Origin of the sequence: Vibrio cyclitrophicus, from assembly GCA_023206055.1 — a bacterium.
In the GTDB taxonomy this organism is placed as follows: domain Bacteria; phylum Pseudomonadota; class Gammaproteobacteria; order Enterobacterales; family Vibrionaceae; genus Vibrio; species Vibrio cyclitrophicus_A.
Map to the genome: position 1 here is coordinate 1,215,496 of CP065367.1, position 16,197 is coordinate 1,231,692.

Genomic DNA, 16,197 nt, shown 5'->3' on the forward strand with positions numbered 1-16,197 from the left:
GTTGTTATCCTTTAATTTGTTCACGTATTAGACGGGCTAAGCCATCATGGTTGTTATCTGTTGAGCACACGCATTGAACGTGTGACTTGACGATGTCATCAGCATTGAGCATCGCTACACCTAATCCGGCGTACTTGAGCATGGATATGTCGTTGTGGTTATCACCGACAGCTATGACGTCGTCGGCTTGATAACCGAGCTCTGCAATGTATTCAGCAAGGCGTAGGCCCTTACTGTTACCTTTCGCAGCAAAGTCGATTCGGTTTGACCAAGAACGCTCACCGTTGAAGTTCTCTTCTATCCATGGGTGTTGCATTAAACGGTCTACTGAGTCTTGACTACCTTCCACCACAAACTTCCAAACGTGTTCGGCTTGCTGAGCCGTTTCAATGAATGATTCCACTTGGTAAATTTGAGGGCGATGCTGCTCTGGTGCCGTTTCCGCCCAACTTTCCAATGCCAACATGTAGGCAAATGGGTTGTAGTGTGAGTACGTCATGGCATGTGTGATGTACATGACCATTTTGAGCTGAAACTCGTCTGCCATATCGATGAAGGTCAACGCGTTGTCTTTATCTATCGCGTTTTGAGTCAGTACCGTTTCAGTTTGATAGTCATAAACATAAGTGCCGTTACAGCAAATGATTGGCGTATCTAACCCCAATTCGTAGTAATAAGGTCGTGCAGCTGTGTGGTGTCGACCAGTCACAATCACGACATGGCAACTTTGTTTGGCTTCTTGAATCGCCTTTTTCACGTCTGGATGAATCGTGTGATCATCCTTTAACACGGTTCCATCGAGATCTAACGCCAACACTTTATACATAGAGTCCTCTCACTTATTCCCTGAAATCAGGCCTAATTAATATTGAAACTACTTAGAATCGAAGCTCGTTAAACGGCTTACTTAAAAAGCCTACTTAAACGAACAGCCTATTTACTGTTGGCCGTAATAAGCATTTTCACCGTGCTTACGCAGGTAGTGTTTATCTGATAGCTCTGGCTGAATTTTGATGCCGCTGTTCAAAGTGCGCGTTGCCAACGCCATTGCAGAAACTTCTTCTAATACCACCGCGTTGTGAACCGCATCGTTGGCATCTTTGCCCCAAGAGAAAGGCGCATGTCCTGCAACTATCACGCTTGGAACTGCCATTGGATCAATACGACGTTGCTTGAACTCTTCAATGATCACCAAGCCGGTATTTTTCTCGTACTCTTCAGCAATTTCAGAGTGAGACAATCGACGTGTACATGGGATGTCACCATAGAAATAGTCAGCATGAGTAGTGCCCAATGCTGGAATATCGATGCCGGCTTGCGCCCAAATAGTGGCACTGCGTGAATGCGTGTGAACAATGCCACTGACCTCAGGGAAAGCTTTGTACAGCTCTAAGTGAGTTGCGGTATCACTTGAAGGATTAAGTTTCCCTTCAACAATGTTGCCTTCTAGATCGACGACCACCATGTCTTCAGCTGTCATGTCACAGTATTCGACACCTGATGGCTTAATCGCTATCACGCCATTAGTACGGTCAAACTCAGAGACATTTCCCCAAGTGAATGTCACCAAACCGTACTTCGGAAGCTGCAAATTGGCTTCCAAGACGCGTTGTTTCAGTTGGCTATATTTAGACATAATTGTCTCCTTACGCTGCTTCCGCTTGCAGTAATGCAGCATCAATTAAACGCGCCACTTCTTCTGGGCTTTTGCATGCGCGAAGTTTTGAGAAGTCTTCATCAAATTCAATCAAGTTCGCCACTTGCATGGTGCCTTCGATGTGCTCTTCTGAATCTTTGCCCGCTAGCGTGATCAGTACATCAACAGGCTCATCAACACCTTCAAAAGTAATCGGGGTTTCCAGCACGGTTAACGCAAAACCGGTACTAATCACACCATCTTCAGGGCGGCAATGAGGCAGAGCGAACGCATCGTGAATACAGATATAAGGGCCTTCTTCACCAATCGCTTTGGTAATCGCATCGTAGTAACGCTCTTCAGCAACACCGGCTTTAACCAATGCGTCAGTACCTAGCTTGATTGCCGCTTTCCAGTCAGCAGCTTTTGCATTCAGTAGGATAGAGTTGTTCTTGATAAGAGATTCTTTTAAGTTCATGTTATTGCTCACTTATATAATTTTTTATTGGCTCAGCAGTGCGATACCACTGAGCCGTTTATCATTATTTGTGGAAGTTGTTCTCGATGATGGAAACAAGTTCGTCGCCGAAAGTTTTCACCATAATCATGTTCTTAACCGCTAACTGTTGCTTACCTTCTGGCAACCCCGTGATCTTCGCTGCAAGAGCAACCGAAGTAACGATGATGTCGAATGAACCAAGGTGCGATTTGTAATCGGTGATAGCGCTGTTAAAGGTCGAGCTTGGGATGCCTTTCTTGTCCAAGTACTCTTTGATTTTCTTAGAGCACATCATTGAAGAACCTTGCCCTGAACCACAGCACACTAAGACACGAACCGGTTTCTGGTCAGCTGCTGGTGAGACGTGAGTTTCTGACGTTGTAGAAGCTGCCATTGTAGAAGCTGAAGGAGCTTGAGCTGTTGCTGTCGATTGTTGTGGTACAGCGACTTCAACCTCAATGCCTTCAGGTGTTACTGCGGTCATTGTTTCAGCGGCAGCTTCTGCGTCTTCTTCAGCTCGTAGTTGCTTAGAAGCGAAGAACATGTAGACACCAGCCAGAGCCAAAATCACAAAGAAGAACATGCTAGAGCTTGAGATGCCTTGCATGATAGGTGGGAATACCAGAGCCCAGTCAGCCATACCCATCCAGCCGTTAAACTCAGTACCAGATTGAGCAAAGATATGAATTGCCCAAGCCGAACCAACCACTTCGATGATGCCCATCACGAAACAGATCTTCATCACCGCTTTCCAACCACCAAAGTGGTTAGCAAACACGCCGATGGTTGCGTTCGAGAAAAACATAGGGATAAAACCAGGAATGATCATGATTGGCGCGTCAAACGCTAGCATTGCAAGAACAGCAGTGAATTGACCCACTGCGCCCCACATGAAACCAAATACCATTGCGTTTGGTGAGTAGGCATAAATAGCCGCACAATCGATTGCTAAAACAGCGTTTGGAATAAGGCGTTGAGAAATACCGTTAAAGGCCTCAGACAATTCAGCTACGAACATACGAACGCCGGTGACGATAACTTGAATCGCGACTGCGAATTTCAAACCCGTTTCAAAAATGTAGATAAGCCAGTGAGTCTTGCCTGCCATGTCTTGAAGGTTATCAAGACCGAACGAAAGAAGAATAATGCCGAAGAAACCAGTCATCACTAATGTTGTTGCGGCGATGCTGTCGTGGAAAATGTGTAACCACTTAGGCAGTTTGATGTGGTCAACACTGTCATTCTTGTCGCCAAGCTTCGGTGCAACTTTGGTCGCAACCCATGATGCAAACTGTTGCTGGTGACCAATAGAGAAACCTGCCCCGCCAGTCACTTCTTGAGTCGGCTTGAACATGATGTTTGACGAAATACCCCAGTACAACGCCATCAATATTGCTGAATAAATGATGGTTTCCCACATACCTGCACCAAGTACAAAGTAGAAAACAGCAATTAGGCCAGCTTGCTGGAACATGATATGACCAGTCAGCATGATGGTTCTGATACCAGTGATACGACGGAAGGCAACAAGAAGAATGTTCAGCCCAAGTGCCAATAATACTGCATAACCAACCCAAGAGTAATTGTCACCCATGGTTTCCATGGTGGACATCATGGAGGTGTACGGATCAATCACCGACCCTGTCAATCCATGTATTTCACTCATTTTCTCGATAACCGGTTTAAAACCCGCTACCAATGTTCCTGCACCTACCTGCACTATCATAAAACCAACGATGGTTTTGATAGAACCGGAGATAATAGTTGTTGCGTCACGCTTGAGTAGAATGTAACCCAGACAAGTAACAAGACCGAGTAGCAACGGTGCTTTAGTCATTACCTGACTGTAAAAAATATAGAAAATATCATATAAGAATTCCATATCTTTACCCCTGATTAATTTTTAATTTTAATGGTATGTAGGATGTGATGATGTCTAGTTTTGCTCACGAACTAGACTTTACCAATCAAAAGTAATCATTCAATGCTCACTTGTGATTACTTTGATTTATATCAATTAACCACACCCAGAATGTGTCTAATTGAGCTTGGGATCACACACAAAAACACAAAATTCAATAAAATCAACTACTTATAAATCATTGTGATTAAAGTCTGATTTTTGTAGCGATGTGGTTTGACAATCACGATGGTGATTATTAGAATCAAAACAAATCAAAAGTAATCATCAAATTGTCACAACGACATAAAGAGTGATAAATATGAATGAAGTACAAAGACATAACGGCATCGTATCGCTGTTAGAAGATATGCAGACAATTAACGTCTCTCATATTATTGATAAATTTAGCGTTTCTCCTGCTACTGCTAGACGTGATATCGCTAAGTTAGATGAAGTTGGCCGACTTAGAAAAATTCGAAATGGTGCGGAACGAGTAGAAACTCAGAAGAGAAAGTGGTCACCACTGAATATCAACAGCACTGAGTTTTATGAAGAGAAATCAGAGATTGCTCAAGCAGCTGCCGGGCTTTGTCAGGCTGGCGATACAGTCGTGATCAACTGTGGTTCGACGGCTTTCCTACTCGGTCAGCAATTATGTGGGGAAGATGTTCAGATCGTAACGAACTACTTTCCACTCGCAAGCTACTTGATCAACGAAGATCATGACGATGTCATCATCATTGGTGGTCAATACAACAAAGCGCAGAACATCTTTCTAAACCCTGCCCCTAATTCATTAGGCGGCTATGCGGGAAACTGGATGTTCACCTCAGGTAAAGGCTTAACGGATGCCGGGCTATACAAGGCCGACATGTTAACGGCCGTAGCCGAACAACAAATGCTAGAACAGGTCGATAAGCTTGTCGTAGTGGTCGATAGTTCAAAAGTTGGACAACGTACCGGAATGCTCTTTTGCAGCACCAAGCAAATAGACATCGTCATCACCGGTAAAGATGCCAATCCCGAAGTCGTCAAGCGGATTGAAGCTCAAGGGACGCAAGTCATCCTAGTTTAAATCTCAGGGCAGACTAGCCCACAAATAATAATAAATTAAGCTAAGTGCCTTAATCAAAATTAAGGCGCTCGGCTCCCTACATCCAAAATTAATCAAATTATTGAAATAAAGGTATTATCATGAGCAACGTAAACGAAATCACTCGCGAGTCTTGGATCCTAAATACATTCCCTGAGTGGGGCACATGGTTAAATGAAGAGATCGAGCAAACTGTCGTGCAACCGAATACATTTTCTATGTGGTGGCTTGGCTGTACAGGTATTTGGCTAAAATCAGAAGGTGGTGCAAACCTATCAATGGACTTCTGGTGTGGTACTGGTAAAAAAACACAAGCTGTTCAAAAAATGAAAAACCAGCACCAGATGATGCGTATGGGTGGCGTTGAAGCACTTCAACCAAACTTACGCACAGCAATCTTCCCACTGGACCCTTTCGCTATTAAAGAGATTGATGCAGTAATGGCATCTCACGATCACGGCGACCACATTGACATCAATGTTGCAGCAGCCGTTCTACAAAACTGTGGCGAGCACGTTAAGTTTATCGGTCCTAAAGCATGTGTTGATCTATGGATGAAATGGGGTGTACCAGAAGATCGTTGTGTTATCGCGAAAGTTGGCGACGAAATTAAGATCAAAGACGTCAACATCAAGGTTCTTGACGCATTCGATCGTACTGCTCTAGTGACACTTCCTGAAGGAACGTCTTCCCTAGACAAAGAAATTCTAGACGGAATGGACGACCGAGCAGTGAACTACCTAGTAGAAACAACAGGCGGTTCAGTTTACCACTCCGGTGATTCTCACTATTCAAACTACTACGCTAAACACGGTAATGACCACAAGATCGACGTTGCACTGCTTTCTTACGGTGAGAACCCACGTGGCGTAACAGACAAAATGACATCTTCAGATATTCTTCGTGCTGCTGAGTCTTTGAACTGTGAAGTCGTGGTTCCGTTCCACCACGACATTTGGGCTAACTTCCAAAATGACCCGCGTGAAATCGAAATGCTGTGGAACATGAAGAAAGAACGTCTTCAATACGGCTTCGCACCTTTCTTCTGGCAAGTTGGTGGTAAATACACATACCCAACAGATAAAGGCCGCATGCACTACCAGCACTTCCGTGGCTTTGCTGACATCTTCACAAATGACCCAGAACTACCATATCGCGCATTCTTATAAACATTAAGAAAAGCACTAACTAGGGAGCAATACGCTCCCTTTTTTTATCATCGAATAAGGATATTGATATGGTATTACGTGAGTTCAAAAAACATTTCAGTCGTGGCGATCTGAAAGCAGCAATTGGTGTTGTGTCGCCCGGCGTCAATGGCTATTACTTAATGGTGAAAAGTCATAAGTGGGGAGTAAACAGTTTTCTTGAATCCGACAGAAAAATGCAACCTAGAGTATTCAAGACTCAACAAGCTTTGTTGAACGCAGCTAAAGCGATCGGTTTTTCCTACCACTCGATTGATATCCAACATTTATGATCACAATGGTCAGATATTTGGTTGATTCGGTAATCGGTGTAGCTTCGTAGAACAACCAAACATTCAGAGCCTGAATAACCTCATTACAAGAACATTTATTTATCCACTCGATAAAAATAATTCTTACAATTAAGCGTGTTTATTCATTAATAATATTGTCGCTGGGCGGCATAATAGTCATGAATCCATTCAACGAGTTAGGTTATGTTTTTCAAGCGCCTTTTGGCATTGGTTTTACCCGTTACTTTTGCATTTGCCGCGCACGCCGAAACGTTTGGTGAGCGAATGGAACGCATCGAACAAGAAAATGCACTTGCGAAAACCATGACCGAAACCCAGGTCAAATTGATACAAAAAGTCGTTCAAACCAACCACTGTGCGAAAGTGGCATTAGCCCACCATCATCGTATATTGGGGCAGTATAAAATTGAGACATCCTCTTCTGAATTATTCGTGAAATGGCGACAGCTAGGTAGGCAGTTAGACACCAAATACGAAACGGATTATCCAGGCTATCCCAAACATGACTTTCAAGAATACCCTTCAGCTTCGAGCAAAGTCGATGGTTACTTGTATGCTTTGGTAGACAATGGGTTAAACGAACAATCATGGATAGCCAAAGAGTTCAAGCAATGCAAAAGCAACAAATTACTCTCCAGGGCTTAAGCGCTATCTTGAATTAATACAGCAAGAACCGCCCTTCATAACCGCCAATTTCAATTTCAGTCACATATTCACCAACGTTGCCATTTACATCGACCGGTTTCATTGGGACATCCAGTGTGATAGTGAGTTTTACCGCGTCATAAAAGCTCGGGTTTTTACCGTGGAAATCCGTGCGATACAACACACGACCATTGCTGAACTCTCTCGCTAACACCATGTCCTCAGGACCACCAGCGACCACCTGATTTTCAGATTGATACATAAAGTACGTGAACGTCGGTAGAACGTGAGTCATGCCATCGGGCAGATCAGCATGCACCATTTCGTTCATCGAGGAATCACCCACGATGGTGTAGTCAGCAGGCTGAGGTGTCGTTGTCGATAGCATCAAAGGGATAGGCTTAAAGCCTTGTGGGATCTGATGACTCGGCTCTCCCAAATCAACGGTCAGCAACGAACTTGGTTGATAAGCAATATTTTTAGGGACGCCACTTTGCCAGAAAGTGTCAGCTGTCGTATTGCCACTCCCATAGACGTAACCATTGTTCCACTGATTAAAATAGCTATGTTGAGCATGTCGATTAAGGTGGTAAATCGCTAGGGTCGAGTATTGGTCTTGTTTCCAGTTTTCTTCACTATTTCCAAGATACTGAACTCGCCCATAACGCGTTGTCGCCTGAAAAATAACACTTTGTCCATTATAGGCAAGCGCAGAATTATCCCAGAATTTAGAGATCCCCGAGTAACCACTAAACCCAGTAGATGGAAAAATGTAGTGCTCCCTTAGGTACAAAGACCCAGCCTCGCTAAGGTGGGCCTGTCCATTTCGACCCAGCAAGTTCGCGGTTCCGATGTTCAACCCAATCGACGCATCACTTTCTAAAGCAGATAGATTTTTGAGAAACGCTGAAAATTGATGTTTGTAGAGATCATCCGCTTGATTCGAACCCGCAACTGCTCCTAATTCTTGAACATATCCGCCAGAATGAACATAAAACTGGTTCGCACCAATTAGCTTATTTGTGTCGTCGTTGTATGCACCATTCAAACCTTGGCTTGCCCAACTTTGCTTGTAGTAGCGATGAATGGCAGATAAATAATCGGCGTTTGCAACGTTCGTTAACGACCAAGATGAATTCGCGCTCCACATTCGACCAAATGGCACCACTCTTGATTCCCAACGAAAACGCGCTGTCGCGTTCTTATTGGTTCGATTTCGATACTCGCTTGGCGACAAGTAGTTATCGCCATCTAAGTCTGCAGACAAATCAAAGCCGCGGATTTGTCTCCATTGACTGATAGTATTGCCGTCCGGCGTTGTCGTCGGAGCGTCGGTTAATTTGACGGTTGGAAAACTGTTCTTGAGTTTAACTTCTTTTAAACGCGGCCTGTCGTCGGCGTTTTCACTTTGCCAACGAACTCTTACAACGTACAAGCGCCCACCATCTCTCAAAAAGGTGGAACCAAAATACTGACCACCGCCATAACTCGCACCGCTCCCATCATGAGTTGTGGCTCTTACCCAATCATTAGGAAGGTTCCAAATCACAGACTGGTTTTTGGTCATATTGAGCGTCTTATCTTTCTTTACGTCGAGCCTCGACCACTGGGAAACCCTTCCGTGAGAATCGATAGCCGTTGGGTATTCAATCCAGAATTCGCCGCTGCCAGCAAACTGTGAGAATTTAAAGGTTAGCCGTTCGAACTGCTCAGAATGATAGACATACAAAGCCCCGCCTTGTTCGAAATTCTCAAACACATCCGCATCCCAAGGAGGCTCTTGATACAGCCAAAAACCAGCATGGTCTTCACTGGCTGTATAGCCCAAGATCATAGGCTTTCGGTTTAAAAGGGTCTTTTCGCCGTGAGTTTTATCCACTTCGGCAATGACAGTATCTTCAGAAAAATGCAGGAAATAGTCTTCGAAATTGAGGCCTTCTAACTCAGCTTGGTTACGGAGATCGTTCTCCAACCAACCTGAGTTCATCGCCATGACTTGGTTGTACATATAACCAATTGTCGTGGCCCGCTCATTGTCGGCTTTGTCGGCATAAGCTCCGAAGACAATATCACTGTTGGTAATTTCCCAATCAATGACAGCATTCGCAGATAGTGGGGAGCCCGAAAGATCAACACCAGCTTCATGCTGCCCTGGCAGCACAACTGCTGTACCAACAGCAAAAGCATAGCCAGCGATTAAACATGACGGTATGAGTGCGAACAGCCCAGAAATGTAGGTTTTCATGATTAAAATTTCCTAATCGATACTGTCATGCCTTAAATCACAAGACGAAAAGTCAGCCAACTTACGTGTCAATTTAGGAATCAAAATACGAAAAAAGTATCGACTACATGGCAACATTGTTCAAGTGCTAGTCGGTATTGTTTCAGCGGAAGAAAGAGAAATGAACAAATGCCGATTCAAAATTAATGCATTAAGGAAAAGATAAATTTTTATGATTTTAATTTTATTTGGAAACCAAGTTTCTCAGAATGACGAAAAATAGGTTTAGACTTCCTCAAAATGAGAATAAATACTAGTAGACACCAGTAATGTCATAGCCCAAACGGATTTGGACCATGACAATCAAAATGAGTGGAATACAAACTGGAGGTAAGCTAAATGTTGCCTTACCATTTCCATCTAACGGTTAAGGCAGTTCAAAGCGAAACACTTGCTGATTGCATCAATCGCTTGAGGATCGAATCACTTTACTAACGCGTACAATAAAAAACATCACCACACACGCGACATAGAGCTTACCTACCCATAGGCCGATATTGATCAACTGAGTTTCTTGCTTAATTAGACGCTGATACTCAGTATCAGAGAGGTAAGGATCGTCAAAGGGGACAACGTTAATCCCCCACACAAACCAAACAAACCAAACAACACTTCCTGCGAGCAGCCATAATGCGGGTATTAAAAGTTGCTCGAACACACCTAGCAGTGTGTTCTTGTTAAGCGATATTTGAGCTTTTTTCATTTCACGACCTTTTATCACAACACAGGGGGAGACCTGAATAAGCAAGAGTCCTAAAGCCTCTTGTTCCACTTCCCTTGATGGTCACGGTCGCAATTTTCCTGCGTATCGTAGCTAACATGCTTATCGATATTCTTCAGTTGAATTCCAACCTGATTGAACGCTTGTTGGATTGCCGCAGAGACACTCTGTTGACCTTCGCCATTTAAGAAGTTCGTTCTATCTTGGTTGGTATCGAATACACAGACAATTTTCAAACTTTGTGGGAATGAAGAGAAGTTGACCGAGTGAGTCACCCACAAAAAACCATCGAAGCCTTTCAGCGTGTCTTCACAAACATCATTTAACACGTCTCTGATTTGATTATCGATCTTCTTATCTGATTTGCGCATGCAGCAAAGGTCCTATTTAACACCTTAAAAAATAAGGTTTTTCAGTCACTTTTTTCTTAACCGACATTGGACACTGTGGCGGTTTCAAATGCAAAGTATTTATTGGGGAAGAGTCGGCTAGAAGATATAGAGGAAGCGCCTCCTGCATGATCACTGACGAGGCAATCAAACATGAGGCGAATATAAATTAACTAAGACACTAGCTTGCCGCTTGTTCCCAACCGGTCAATAGCTTCATGATTACGCGAGAGTCTTGATGAGTCGCCATCGGTGCAGCAAGTTGTGTGTGACCTCGCTCAACTGCTTGGCGAATATTACGCACTTGATAGTGGAAACCGTCGCCTTGCGCTTCGACTTTCACTTCACGTGTCGACGTTTCATAGATCTCAACCGTGAATGAGTTCTCTTCGGTCGGTAACCATGGATTTGTGTCGAGCGTGATACAGCCTTTGCTGCCTAAAATCGTGAAGCCGTGCTTTAAGCCGTGATCTTCTGCGGTATGGATTTGCGCGGTAAAACTGTCATTGAAGCGCATCATCGCCGACGATTCACAGATATTGCCATCTTGGCCTCGTCGACCGATTGCTGAGATCTGCACATCATCAAACACACTCTCACCAAATTGCTGCTGCGCAACAGAGTGAATCAACGACATTGGATAACACCCCAAGTTGTACAGTGCGCCTTTACTCGCAGGGTTCACGAACTGGTCAATCGCCGCAACATAAGACCCTTGAATCGAGCGCACTTCGCCAATCTCACCTGTAGCCAACTCTTGATGAAGCTTGGTAATCAATGGGTGGTTTAGGTACATCAGACCTTCAGCGAAGAACACACCAGATACTTTCACCGCTTGCAGGGCTTGTTCGGTTTTTTCCATATCAACCGACAACGACTTTTCACACAGAATCGCTTTGCCTTTTTGAGCCGCTTTAATCACGTATTCGTGGTGAACGTGGTTAGGTAGAGCGATGTAGATAATGTCGACTGACTCATCTTCAATCAAAGCTTCATAGCTGTTGAAGGTTCGTGTTGGTTGGTACTGCTCCGCAAACTCATTGAGTGTTTTCTCTGTGCGTCCAGCGACCGCATACAGTTCACTTTGAGCATCGCCTTTAATCGCATCGGCCATTACGCCTGAGATAAAGCTGGTTCCTAGTATTCCCCATTTCATGGCTTAGCTCTCCTGCTCTTGTGTTTTGATAAGTTCACTCTGCGTTTCAAATGCTTGTACTAATTCCGTAATATCACGCTCAATAAACGCTTGGGTATGAGGCATCACAAAGTGCTGATTAATAGCCTCGCGGTTTGCGTATTGTTCAAGGAGGATCACACGATCGCTTTGGCTTTGATCATAGGTTGCAATCGCTTGTAGGCAGCCAGGTTCACTCTGCATGTCTAAGCAAAACTGTTCGATAGCTTCGATCGCAGCAGTTCGCTCTATGTTGGTTTTGATCTTAAGTTCGGCTGTGACAAAGATGGTTTCATTCGTTTGAGGCATTTCACGCTCTTATTTTAGTTAATTATCGGTTTGCCATTAATATAATTAACCCCTAATAATTGATAAACTCACGTTTTGTTTATTATTTATCAACCAAGAGTGTTTAATGGATAAGTTAACCAGCATGAAGGTCTTCATTTACGTGGTGGAACAAGGCAGCTTTCGCAGTGCCGCCAACCACTTCAACTTGTCGGCGACCATGATCAGTAAACATGTCCACCACCTTGAAACGAGCCTCAACTCTCAACTGATTCATCGCACCACGCGTAAGCAGTCTTTAACCGATTCCGGTCAGCTTTATTATCGAGAATGTAAACGGATTCTCGAAGACATCAGCAATGCTGAAAACCTAATTCAAACCTTGGAAAATCAACCACAAGGCACGGTAAAAATAAACTGCCCTGTCACCTATGGAAACAAGGTACTTGCCCCTATCGTGGCCAAATTTCTTTCACATCACCCAACCATTAACGTTGAGCTAATGTTGAATAATGACCTTGTTGATCCTTACTCATCCGACATTGATCTGATTGTGCGGATTGGTGACCTATCCGATTCAAGCTTGGTAGCAAGGTATTTGGGGGACTATGAGATGTGTTATTGCGCGGCGCCCGATTACCTAAACCAACATGCTGAGATCAGAGTATTAGAAGACTTGGCGCGACACCCATCGCTTGGGTTCAGCTATAGCAGCCAAGCCCCTCACGCCACACCGAATAAAGAGCGTGTGCGCTTGATGTCGAATAATGGAGATGTATTGCGATATGCCGCCCTGCAAGGCGTCGGTGTGTTATTGCAGCCAGCGATTTTAGTGGCAGAAGAGATTGAGCATGGCGCGTTATTGGAAATCCTACCCGGCATGGCGCCGTTACCAAAGCCGATTCACTTACTCTACAAAACCAAGCAACTCTCTTTGAAGAACAGAACCTTTGTCGAATTCTTGTTAGCCGAGCTTTCTAAATAACTAGAGTGATCTGAGTAACTAAGGTGGGCTGCGTTACTAATGGCTTTAAAGCAACGATGAACGCTAAACCATTTGCCAATGACTCATCAAGTGCTTACCAAGGCCAGAAGGCGTAGTGTTATGGACGACCATCTCATCACATTGGTTGAACACCATGAAGTGTTTAAGCTCATCGCATAAGGCATGAACGAATGATTCATGTTTTTTGATTCGCTCTTCCATAACCAAGTTGCGGATATTGAGTAAGCGACTCTTTCTATCAACCTTACAATCCATTCGTGCCACCAGCTCACCTTGCCACAGTATCGGCAAACTAAAGTAACCAAACTGGCGCTTGGCTTCAGGAACATAACACTCAAGAAGGTAATCAAAGTTAAACAGTGATTGCATTCGCTTACGCTGAATCAACAGATTATCGAACGGAGACAGTATCTTTAACTTAGTTCGGGAAAGAGGCTGGCTCAGCAGTTCAAATGCATTAGGCAACACATAATAATCAATACCTTGAACATCCACCTTCATGACTTGTTTGTCTTCAAGCATCTGTTGGAGTGTCTTCTGTATCAGTGGTTTAGTGTTCTTGAGTAGATAGCTCATCTCCGATGCGATTCCCACACCGTTCGCTTCTAAATAACGCGTGATCAGATGCTCGATATACTCTTGTTCAGTCGGTTCAGAGGTATCAATTCCGCTCGGTAAAACTCGCTCGGTTAAGTCATACACTTTATGAAAGTTCACTCGGCTTGGCACCATTAAATCGCCTTGCATGAACAAGGTTTCCAATGCTTGCTTGGCCGGTTTACCGCCCCACCCACCGGGGTTTGGCCTATCCCCTTCAAAGTCTTTCGCCATCAACGGCCCTTCGCTCTCAATACGTTTGAGAACATGCGCCATCAGGGCATCGTCTTTTTTATACCAATGCTTAAGCTTACCGCTTGCGAATCCATTCTTGCGATGTAGGCTGAAGCGGTAGTCGCGCATGGGTAAATACGCGGCGGCGTGCGACCAATACTCAAACACTTCTCGACGCTCTAACAGCTTATCCAGATGATTCAGTTGGTAGTCTTGATTTCGATTCCACAGCGTATGATGATGAGCTCGCTGGATCACAGAGATGGTATCAATTTGCACATAGCCAAGGTTTTCAATCGCAGACAGCGTGTTTGCCAAAGTGATTCTATTGCGTTGCTTTTTAGGTGGCAATTTTTGCGAAAGCAGTACAATTTTTTGCGCTTGAGCGAGTGACAATGATTCCATGTAATTCAGACTCTAATTGATACCAATGATCGGCTTATGATTCAGCAATAAGCTCTTGAAGGATTTGCTTGTATGTTTCTACCGTCTGCGCACCAGTGACTGCACTCTTACGGTTGAATACCACGGTAGGAACCGCAGAGATCCCCATACGTTGCCATTCAAACTCTTGCGCTTCAATTTGCTTCAAGTTATCGATGTTCTTTAGGCGTTTCAGTGCCTTGGTTGAGTCTAAGCCAACCGCTTCAAGTTCTTGCGCGATAACCTCAAGATCAGACAAATCTTTCTGCTCTGAAAAATGCGCAGTAAAGAAGCGTAGCTTTAACTCAGTCTGTTTGCCATGCGCCAACGCGAAATCGAGCAGCACATGCAGGTGACGTGAATTGACCATTCTCATGCTGTCATAGAAATTGAAATCGAAACCAACCGCTTGGCCACGAGCAGCAAGTTGTTCGCGTGAACTTTGGCTCTCTTCTGCACTAGAACCGTATTTTCTCATGATATGGTCACGCAGGTTTTCACCCTCTTGTGGCATATCAGGGTTCAGTTCAAACGGCTGCCATTTAAGTTCAATCTGTTGTTCTAAGGCAAGTTCTGAAATGGCTTGCTCTAAGTTTTTGTAGCCGACCACGCACCAAGGGCACATTACGTCAGAAATAATATCGAGTTGAAGTTTCTTGGTCATCGTCATTCCAAATATCGTTGATTAGGAGTATCCAATTCGAAATTGACACCCATATTTCTGATCAGACTACAACAAACTGAACACTCGTTCAAATTTAACTCTATACATCATTAGCGAACAAAAAAGCCGACTCATGTTAGTGAGTCGGCTTTGATAAAAATCGGATGGAGCTTAACCGCGTTACGCTAGCAGCTTCTCAAGCACTTGGAACACACCTGCATCGACGTTACTTGGCGCGCCAAAGCGTGCGATCTCTTTCAGCTTAGGGTGTGCGTTTTCCATTGCGTAAGAGTGGTAGCTCTCTTTAAGCATTTCATAGTCATTCAGGTAATCACCAAAACTCATGGTCTGTTCGAAAGTGAAACCTAATGTGTTCTGGAGATGTTTAATTGCCGCCCCTTTCGACGCTTCAGCATTCATCACATCCAACCAAATTTTTGCACTCACAACCACTTGGTAATTGTCACCAAACTTGGCATTGATGCTTGGGTTTACTTTTTCTTGTGAGCCGTCGAAATGGCAGATAGCAACTTTGATGAATTCATCTTCTACCGCCAGTAAATCTTCTACTTGCTCACGGCGATGGTAGTACTTAGAGATCTCTTCTAAAGCACGCTCGTCTTTGGTTTCGATGTATGCCGACTTCTTACCACACAGCACCACATGTGCACCTTCAATAGCACGCGCTTCTTTAATGATCTCTTTGATGGCATCTGTATCCAGCAAGCAGCTATAAAGTTCTTGGCCTTTGTGCATCACCAATGTGCCGTTTTCAGCAACGAACATCATGCGATCTTTAAGTGGAGCAAAGGTTTCCATCAGGCTGTAGTACTGACGCCCCGATGCCGCGGCAAAAATAATGTCTTGAGCTTCTAAGCGCTCATAAAGATTGAAAAATTCCGGGTCTAATTTTCCGTGTTCATTAAGCAGAGTGCCGTCCATATCAGCAGCGATAAATTTGATGTTCTGTTGTGGCATTTCAGGGCTTACCTATAAGTAAAAATTAAAGTGTAAATTATGATTTTTCGTTATCTTGTGTAACGGTTCTGCGTTCGATTATATCGCTAGAGTAGCCAATGAATGCAATGCTTATTTCTGAGCTCTAATAAATCGCTTCAAATGTGGTTCAAACGCAAGTTG

16 protein-coding genes and 1 pseudogene are annotated in these 16,197 nt (G+C 44.0%); 5 read left to right on the top strand and 12 right to left on the bottom strand.

Annotation, left to right across the window (positions count from 1 at the left end):
- Positions 1–4: 4 nt before the first annotated feature.
- The 4 genes from ITG09_20960 to ITG09_20975 all read right to left on the bottom strand — a co-directional run bounded on the left by ITG09_20960 (position 5) and on the right by ITG09_20975 (position 4,017).
- Positions 5–826, bottom strand: a complete 822-nt coding sequence (locus tag ITG09_20960) for a pyridoxal phosphatase (protein UPR53860.1) — start codon at positions 824–826, stop codon at positions 5–7.
- A 111-nt stretch (positions 827–937) separates the two neighbouring features.
- Positions 938–1,636, bottom strand: coding sequence for an L-ribulose-5-phosphate 4-epimerase (locus tag ITG09_20965; GenBank protein ID UPR53861.1), 699 nt, complete (start codon positions 1,634–1,636; stop codon positions 938–940).
- A gap of 10 nt (positions 1,637–1,646) precedes the next feature.
- The gene (locus ITG09_20970) at positions 1,647–2,114 is read right to left on the bottom strand and encodes a PTS sugar transporter subunit IIA (GenBank protein UPR53862.1); all 468 of its coding nucleotides are present in this window, start codon (positions 2,112–2,114) and stop codon (positions 1,647–1,649) included.
- A 64-nt stretch (positions 2,115–2,178) separates the two neighbouring features.
- The gene (locus ITG09_20975) at positions 2,179–4,017 is read right to left on the bottom strand and encodes a PTS ascorbate-specific subunit IIBC (protein ID UPR53863.1); all 1,839 of its coding nucleotides are present in this window, start codon (positions 4,015–4,017) and stop codon (positions 2,179–2,181) included.
- A 340-nt stretch (positions 4,018–4,357) separates the two neighbouring features.
- Here ITG09_20975 and ulaR point away from each other — a divergent pair, with 340 nt between their 5' ends.
- The 4 genes from ulaR to ITG09_20995 all read left to right on the top strand — a co-directional run bounded on the left by ulaR (position 4,358) and on the right by ITG09_20995 (position 7,277).
- Positions 4,358–5,113, top strand: coding sequence for an HTH-type transcriptional regulator UlaR (gene ulaR, locus ITG09_20980; GenBank protein ID UPR53864.1), 756 nt, complete (start codon positions 4,358–4,360; stop codon positions 5,111–5,113).
- Between the two features lie 119 nt (positions 5,114–5,232).
- Positions 5,233–6,300: an L-ascorbate 6-phosphate lactonase gene (gene ulaG / locus ITG09_20985; GenBank protein ID UPR53865.1), complete on the top strand. Its 1,068-nt coding sequence runs from the start codon at positions 5,233–5,235 to the stop codon at positions 6,298–6,300.
- Positions 6,301–6,368: 68 nt separating this feature from the next.
- Positions 6,369–6,611, top strand: a complete 243-nt coding sequence (locus tag ITG09_20990; GenBank protein ID UPR53866.1) for a hypothetical protein — start codon at positions 6,369–6,371, stop codon at positions 6,609–6,611.
- A gap of 204 nt (positions 6,612–6,815) precedes the next feature.
- A complete protein-coding gene (locus tag ITG09_20995) occupies positions 6,816–7,277 on the top strand; it encodes a hypothetical protein (GenBank protein ID UPR53867.1) in 462 nt (153 codons plus the stop codon).
- A gap of 13 nt (positions 7,278–7,290) precedes the next feature.
- Here the strand turns inward: ITG09_20995 and ITG09_21000 are convergent, their stop codons facing one another.
- The 5 genes and pseudogenes from ITG09_21000 to ITG09_21020 all read right to left on the bottom strand — a co-directional run bounded on the left by ITG09_21000 (position 7,291) and on the right by ITG09_21020 (position 12,154).
- Positions 7,291–9,522, bottom strand: a complete 2,232-nt coding sequence (locus ITG09_21000; protein UPR53868.1) for a hypothetical protein — start codon at positions 9,520–9,522, stop codon at positions 7,291–7,293.
- Positions 9,523–10,078: 556 nt separating this feature from the next.
- Positions 10,079–10,264 (bottom strand): annotated as a pseudogene (locus tag ITG09_21005) (hypothetical protein).
- A gap of 50 nt (positions 10,265–10,314) precedes the next feature.
- Positions 10,315–10,653, bottom strand: coding sequence for a Fis family transcriptional regulator (locus ITG09_21010; protein ID UPR53869.1), 339 nt, complete (start codon positions 10,651–10,653; stop codon positions 10,315–10,317).
- Positions 10,654–10,852: 199 nt separating this feature from the next.
- Positions 10,853–11,827 carry a Gfo/Idh/MocA family oxidoreductase gene (locus tag ITG09_21015; protein ID UPR53870.1) on the bottom strand — a complete coding sequence of 325 codons (975 nt, stop codon included), beginning with the start codon at positions 11,825–11,827 and terminating at the stop codon, positions 10,853–10,855.
- 3 nt (positions 11,828–11,830) lie between these two features.
- Positions 11,831–12,154, bottom strand: a complete 324-nt coding sequence (locus ITG09_21020) for an antibiotic biosynthesis monooxygenase (protein UPR53871.1) — start codon at positions 12,152–12,154, stop codon at positions 11,831–11,833.
- A gap of 106 nt (positions 12,155–12,260) precedes the next feature.
- Between ITG09_21020 and ITG09_21025 the strand changes: the two genes are divergently transcribed.
- Positions 12,261–13,118 (top strand): LysR family transcriptional regulator, encoded by an 858-nt coding sequence (locus ITG09_21025; protein UPR53872.1) that lies wholly within the window; start codon positions 12,261–12,263, stop codon positions 13,116–13,118.
- A 63-nt stretch (positions 13,119–13,181) separates the two neighbouring features.
- Here the strand turns inward: ITG09_21025 and ITG09_21030 are convergent, their stop codons facing one another.
- The 3 genes from ITG09_21030 to ITG09_21040 form a co-directional block, all read right to left on the bottom strand.
- Positions 13,182–14,375, bottom strand: coding sequence for a YcaQ family DNA glycosylase (locus ITG09_21030; protein UPR53873.1), 1,194 nt, complete (start codon positions 14,373–14,375; stop codon positions 13,182–13,184).
- Positions 14,376–14,409: 34 nt separating this feature from the next.
- Entirely contained in the window at positions 14,410–15,057 is a 648-nt protein-coding gene (locus ITG09_21035; GenBank protein ID UPR53874.1) for a DsbA family oxidoreductase, read from the bottom strand.
- A gap of 180 nt (positions 15,058–15,237) precedes the next feature.
- Positions 15,238–16,035 (bottom strand): HAD family hydrolase, encoded by a 798-nt coding sequence (locus ITG09_21040; protein ID UPR53875.1) that lies wholly within the window; start codon positions 16,033–16,035, stop codon positions 15,238–15,240.
- Between the last annotated feature and the right edge of the window lie 162 nt (positions 16,036–16,197).

Bases quoted from the DNA above. Each gene is read 5' to 3' on its own strand.
- ITG09_20970 (UPR53862.1), bottom strand. From the start codon at position 2,114: ATGAACTTAAAAGAATCTCTTATCAAGAACAACTCTATCCTACTGAAT.
- ulaG (UPR53865.1), top strand. From the start codon at position 5,233: ATGAGCAACGTAAACGAAATCACTCGCGAGTCTTGGATCCTAAATACA.
- ITG09_20960 (UPR53860.1), bottom strand. From the start codon at position 826: ATGTATAAAGTGTTGGCGTTAGATCTCGATGGAACCGTGTTAAAGGAT.
- ITG09_20995 (UPR53867.1), top strand. From the start codon at position 6,816: ATGTTTTTCAAGCGCCTTTTGGCATTGGTTTTACCCGTTACTTTTGCA.
- ITG09_20990 (UPR53866.1), top strand. From the start codon at position 6,369: ATGGTATTACGTGAGTTCAAAAAACATTTCAGTCGTGGCGATCTGAAA.
- ulaR (UPR53864.1), top strand. From the start codon at position 4,358: ATGAATGAAGTACAAAGACATAACGGCATCGTATCGCTGTTAGAAGAT.
- ITG09_21040 (UPR53875.1), bottom strand. From the start codon at position 16,035: ATGCCACAACAGAACATCAAATTTATCGCTGCTGATATGGACGGCACT.
- ITG09_21000 (UPR53868.1), bottom strand. From the start codon at position 9,522: ATGAAAACCTACATTTCTGGGCTGTTCGCACTCATACCGTCATGTTTA.
- ITG09_20965 (UPR53861.1), bottom strand. From the start codon at position 1,636: ATGTCTAAATATAGCCAACTGAAACAACGCGTCTTGGAAGCCAATTTG.
- ITG09_20975 (UPR53863.1), bottom strand. From the start codon at position 4,017: ATGGAATTCTTATATGATATTTTCTATATTTTTTACAGTCAGGTAATG.
- ITG09_21035 (UPR53874.1), bottom strand. From the start codon at position 15,057: ATGACCAAGAAACTTCAACTCGATATTATTTCTGACGTAATGTGCCCT.
- ITG09_21015 (UPR53870.1), bottom strand. From the start codon at position 11,827: ATGAAATGGGGAATACTAGGAACCAGCTTTATCTCAGGCGTAATGGCC.
- ITG09_21020 (UPR53871.1), bottom strand. From the start codon at position 12,154: ATGCCTCAAACGAATGAAACCATCTTTGTCACAGCCGAACTTAAGATC.
- ITG09_21030 (UPR53873.1), bottom strand. From the start codon at position 14,375: ATGGAATCATTGTCACTCGCTCAAGCGCAAAAAATTGTACTGCTTTCG.
- ITG09_21010 (UPR53869.1), bottom strand. From the start codon at position 10,653: ATGCGCAAATCAGATAAGAAGATCGATAATCAAATCAGAGACGTGTTA.
- ITG09_21025 (UPR53872.1), top strand. From the start codon at position 12,261: ATGGATAAGTTAACCAGCATGAAGGTCTTCATTTACGTGGTGGAACAA.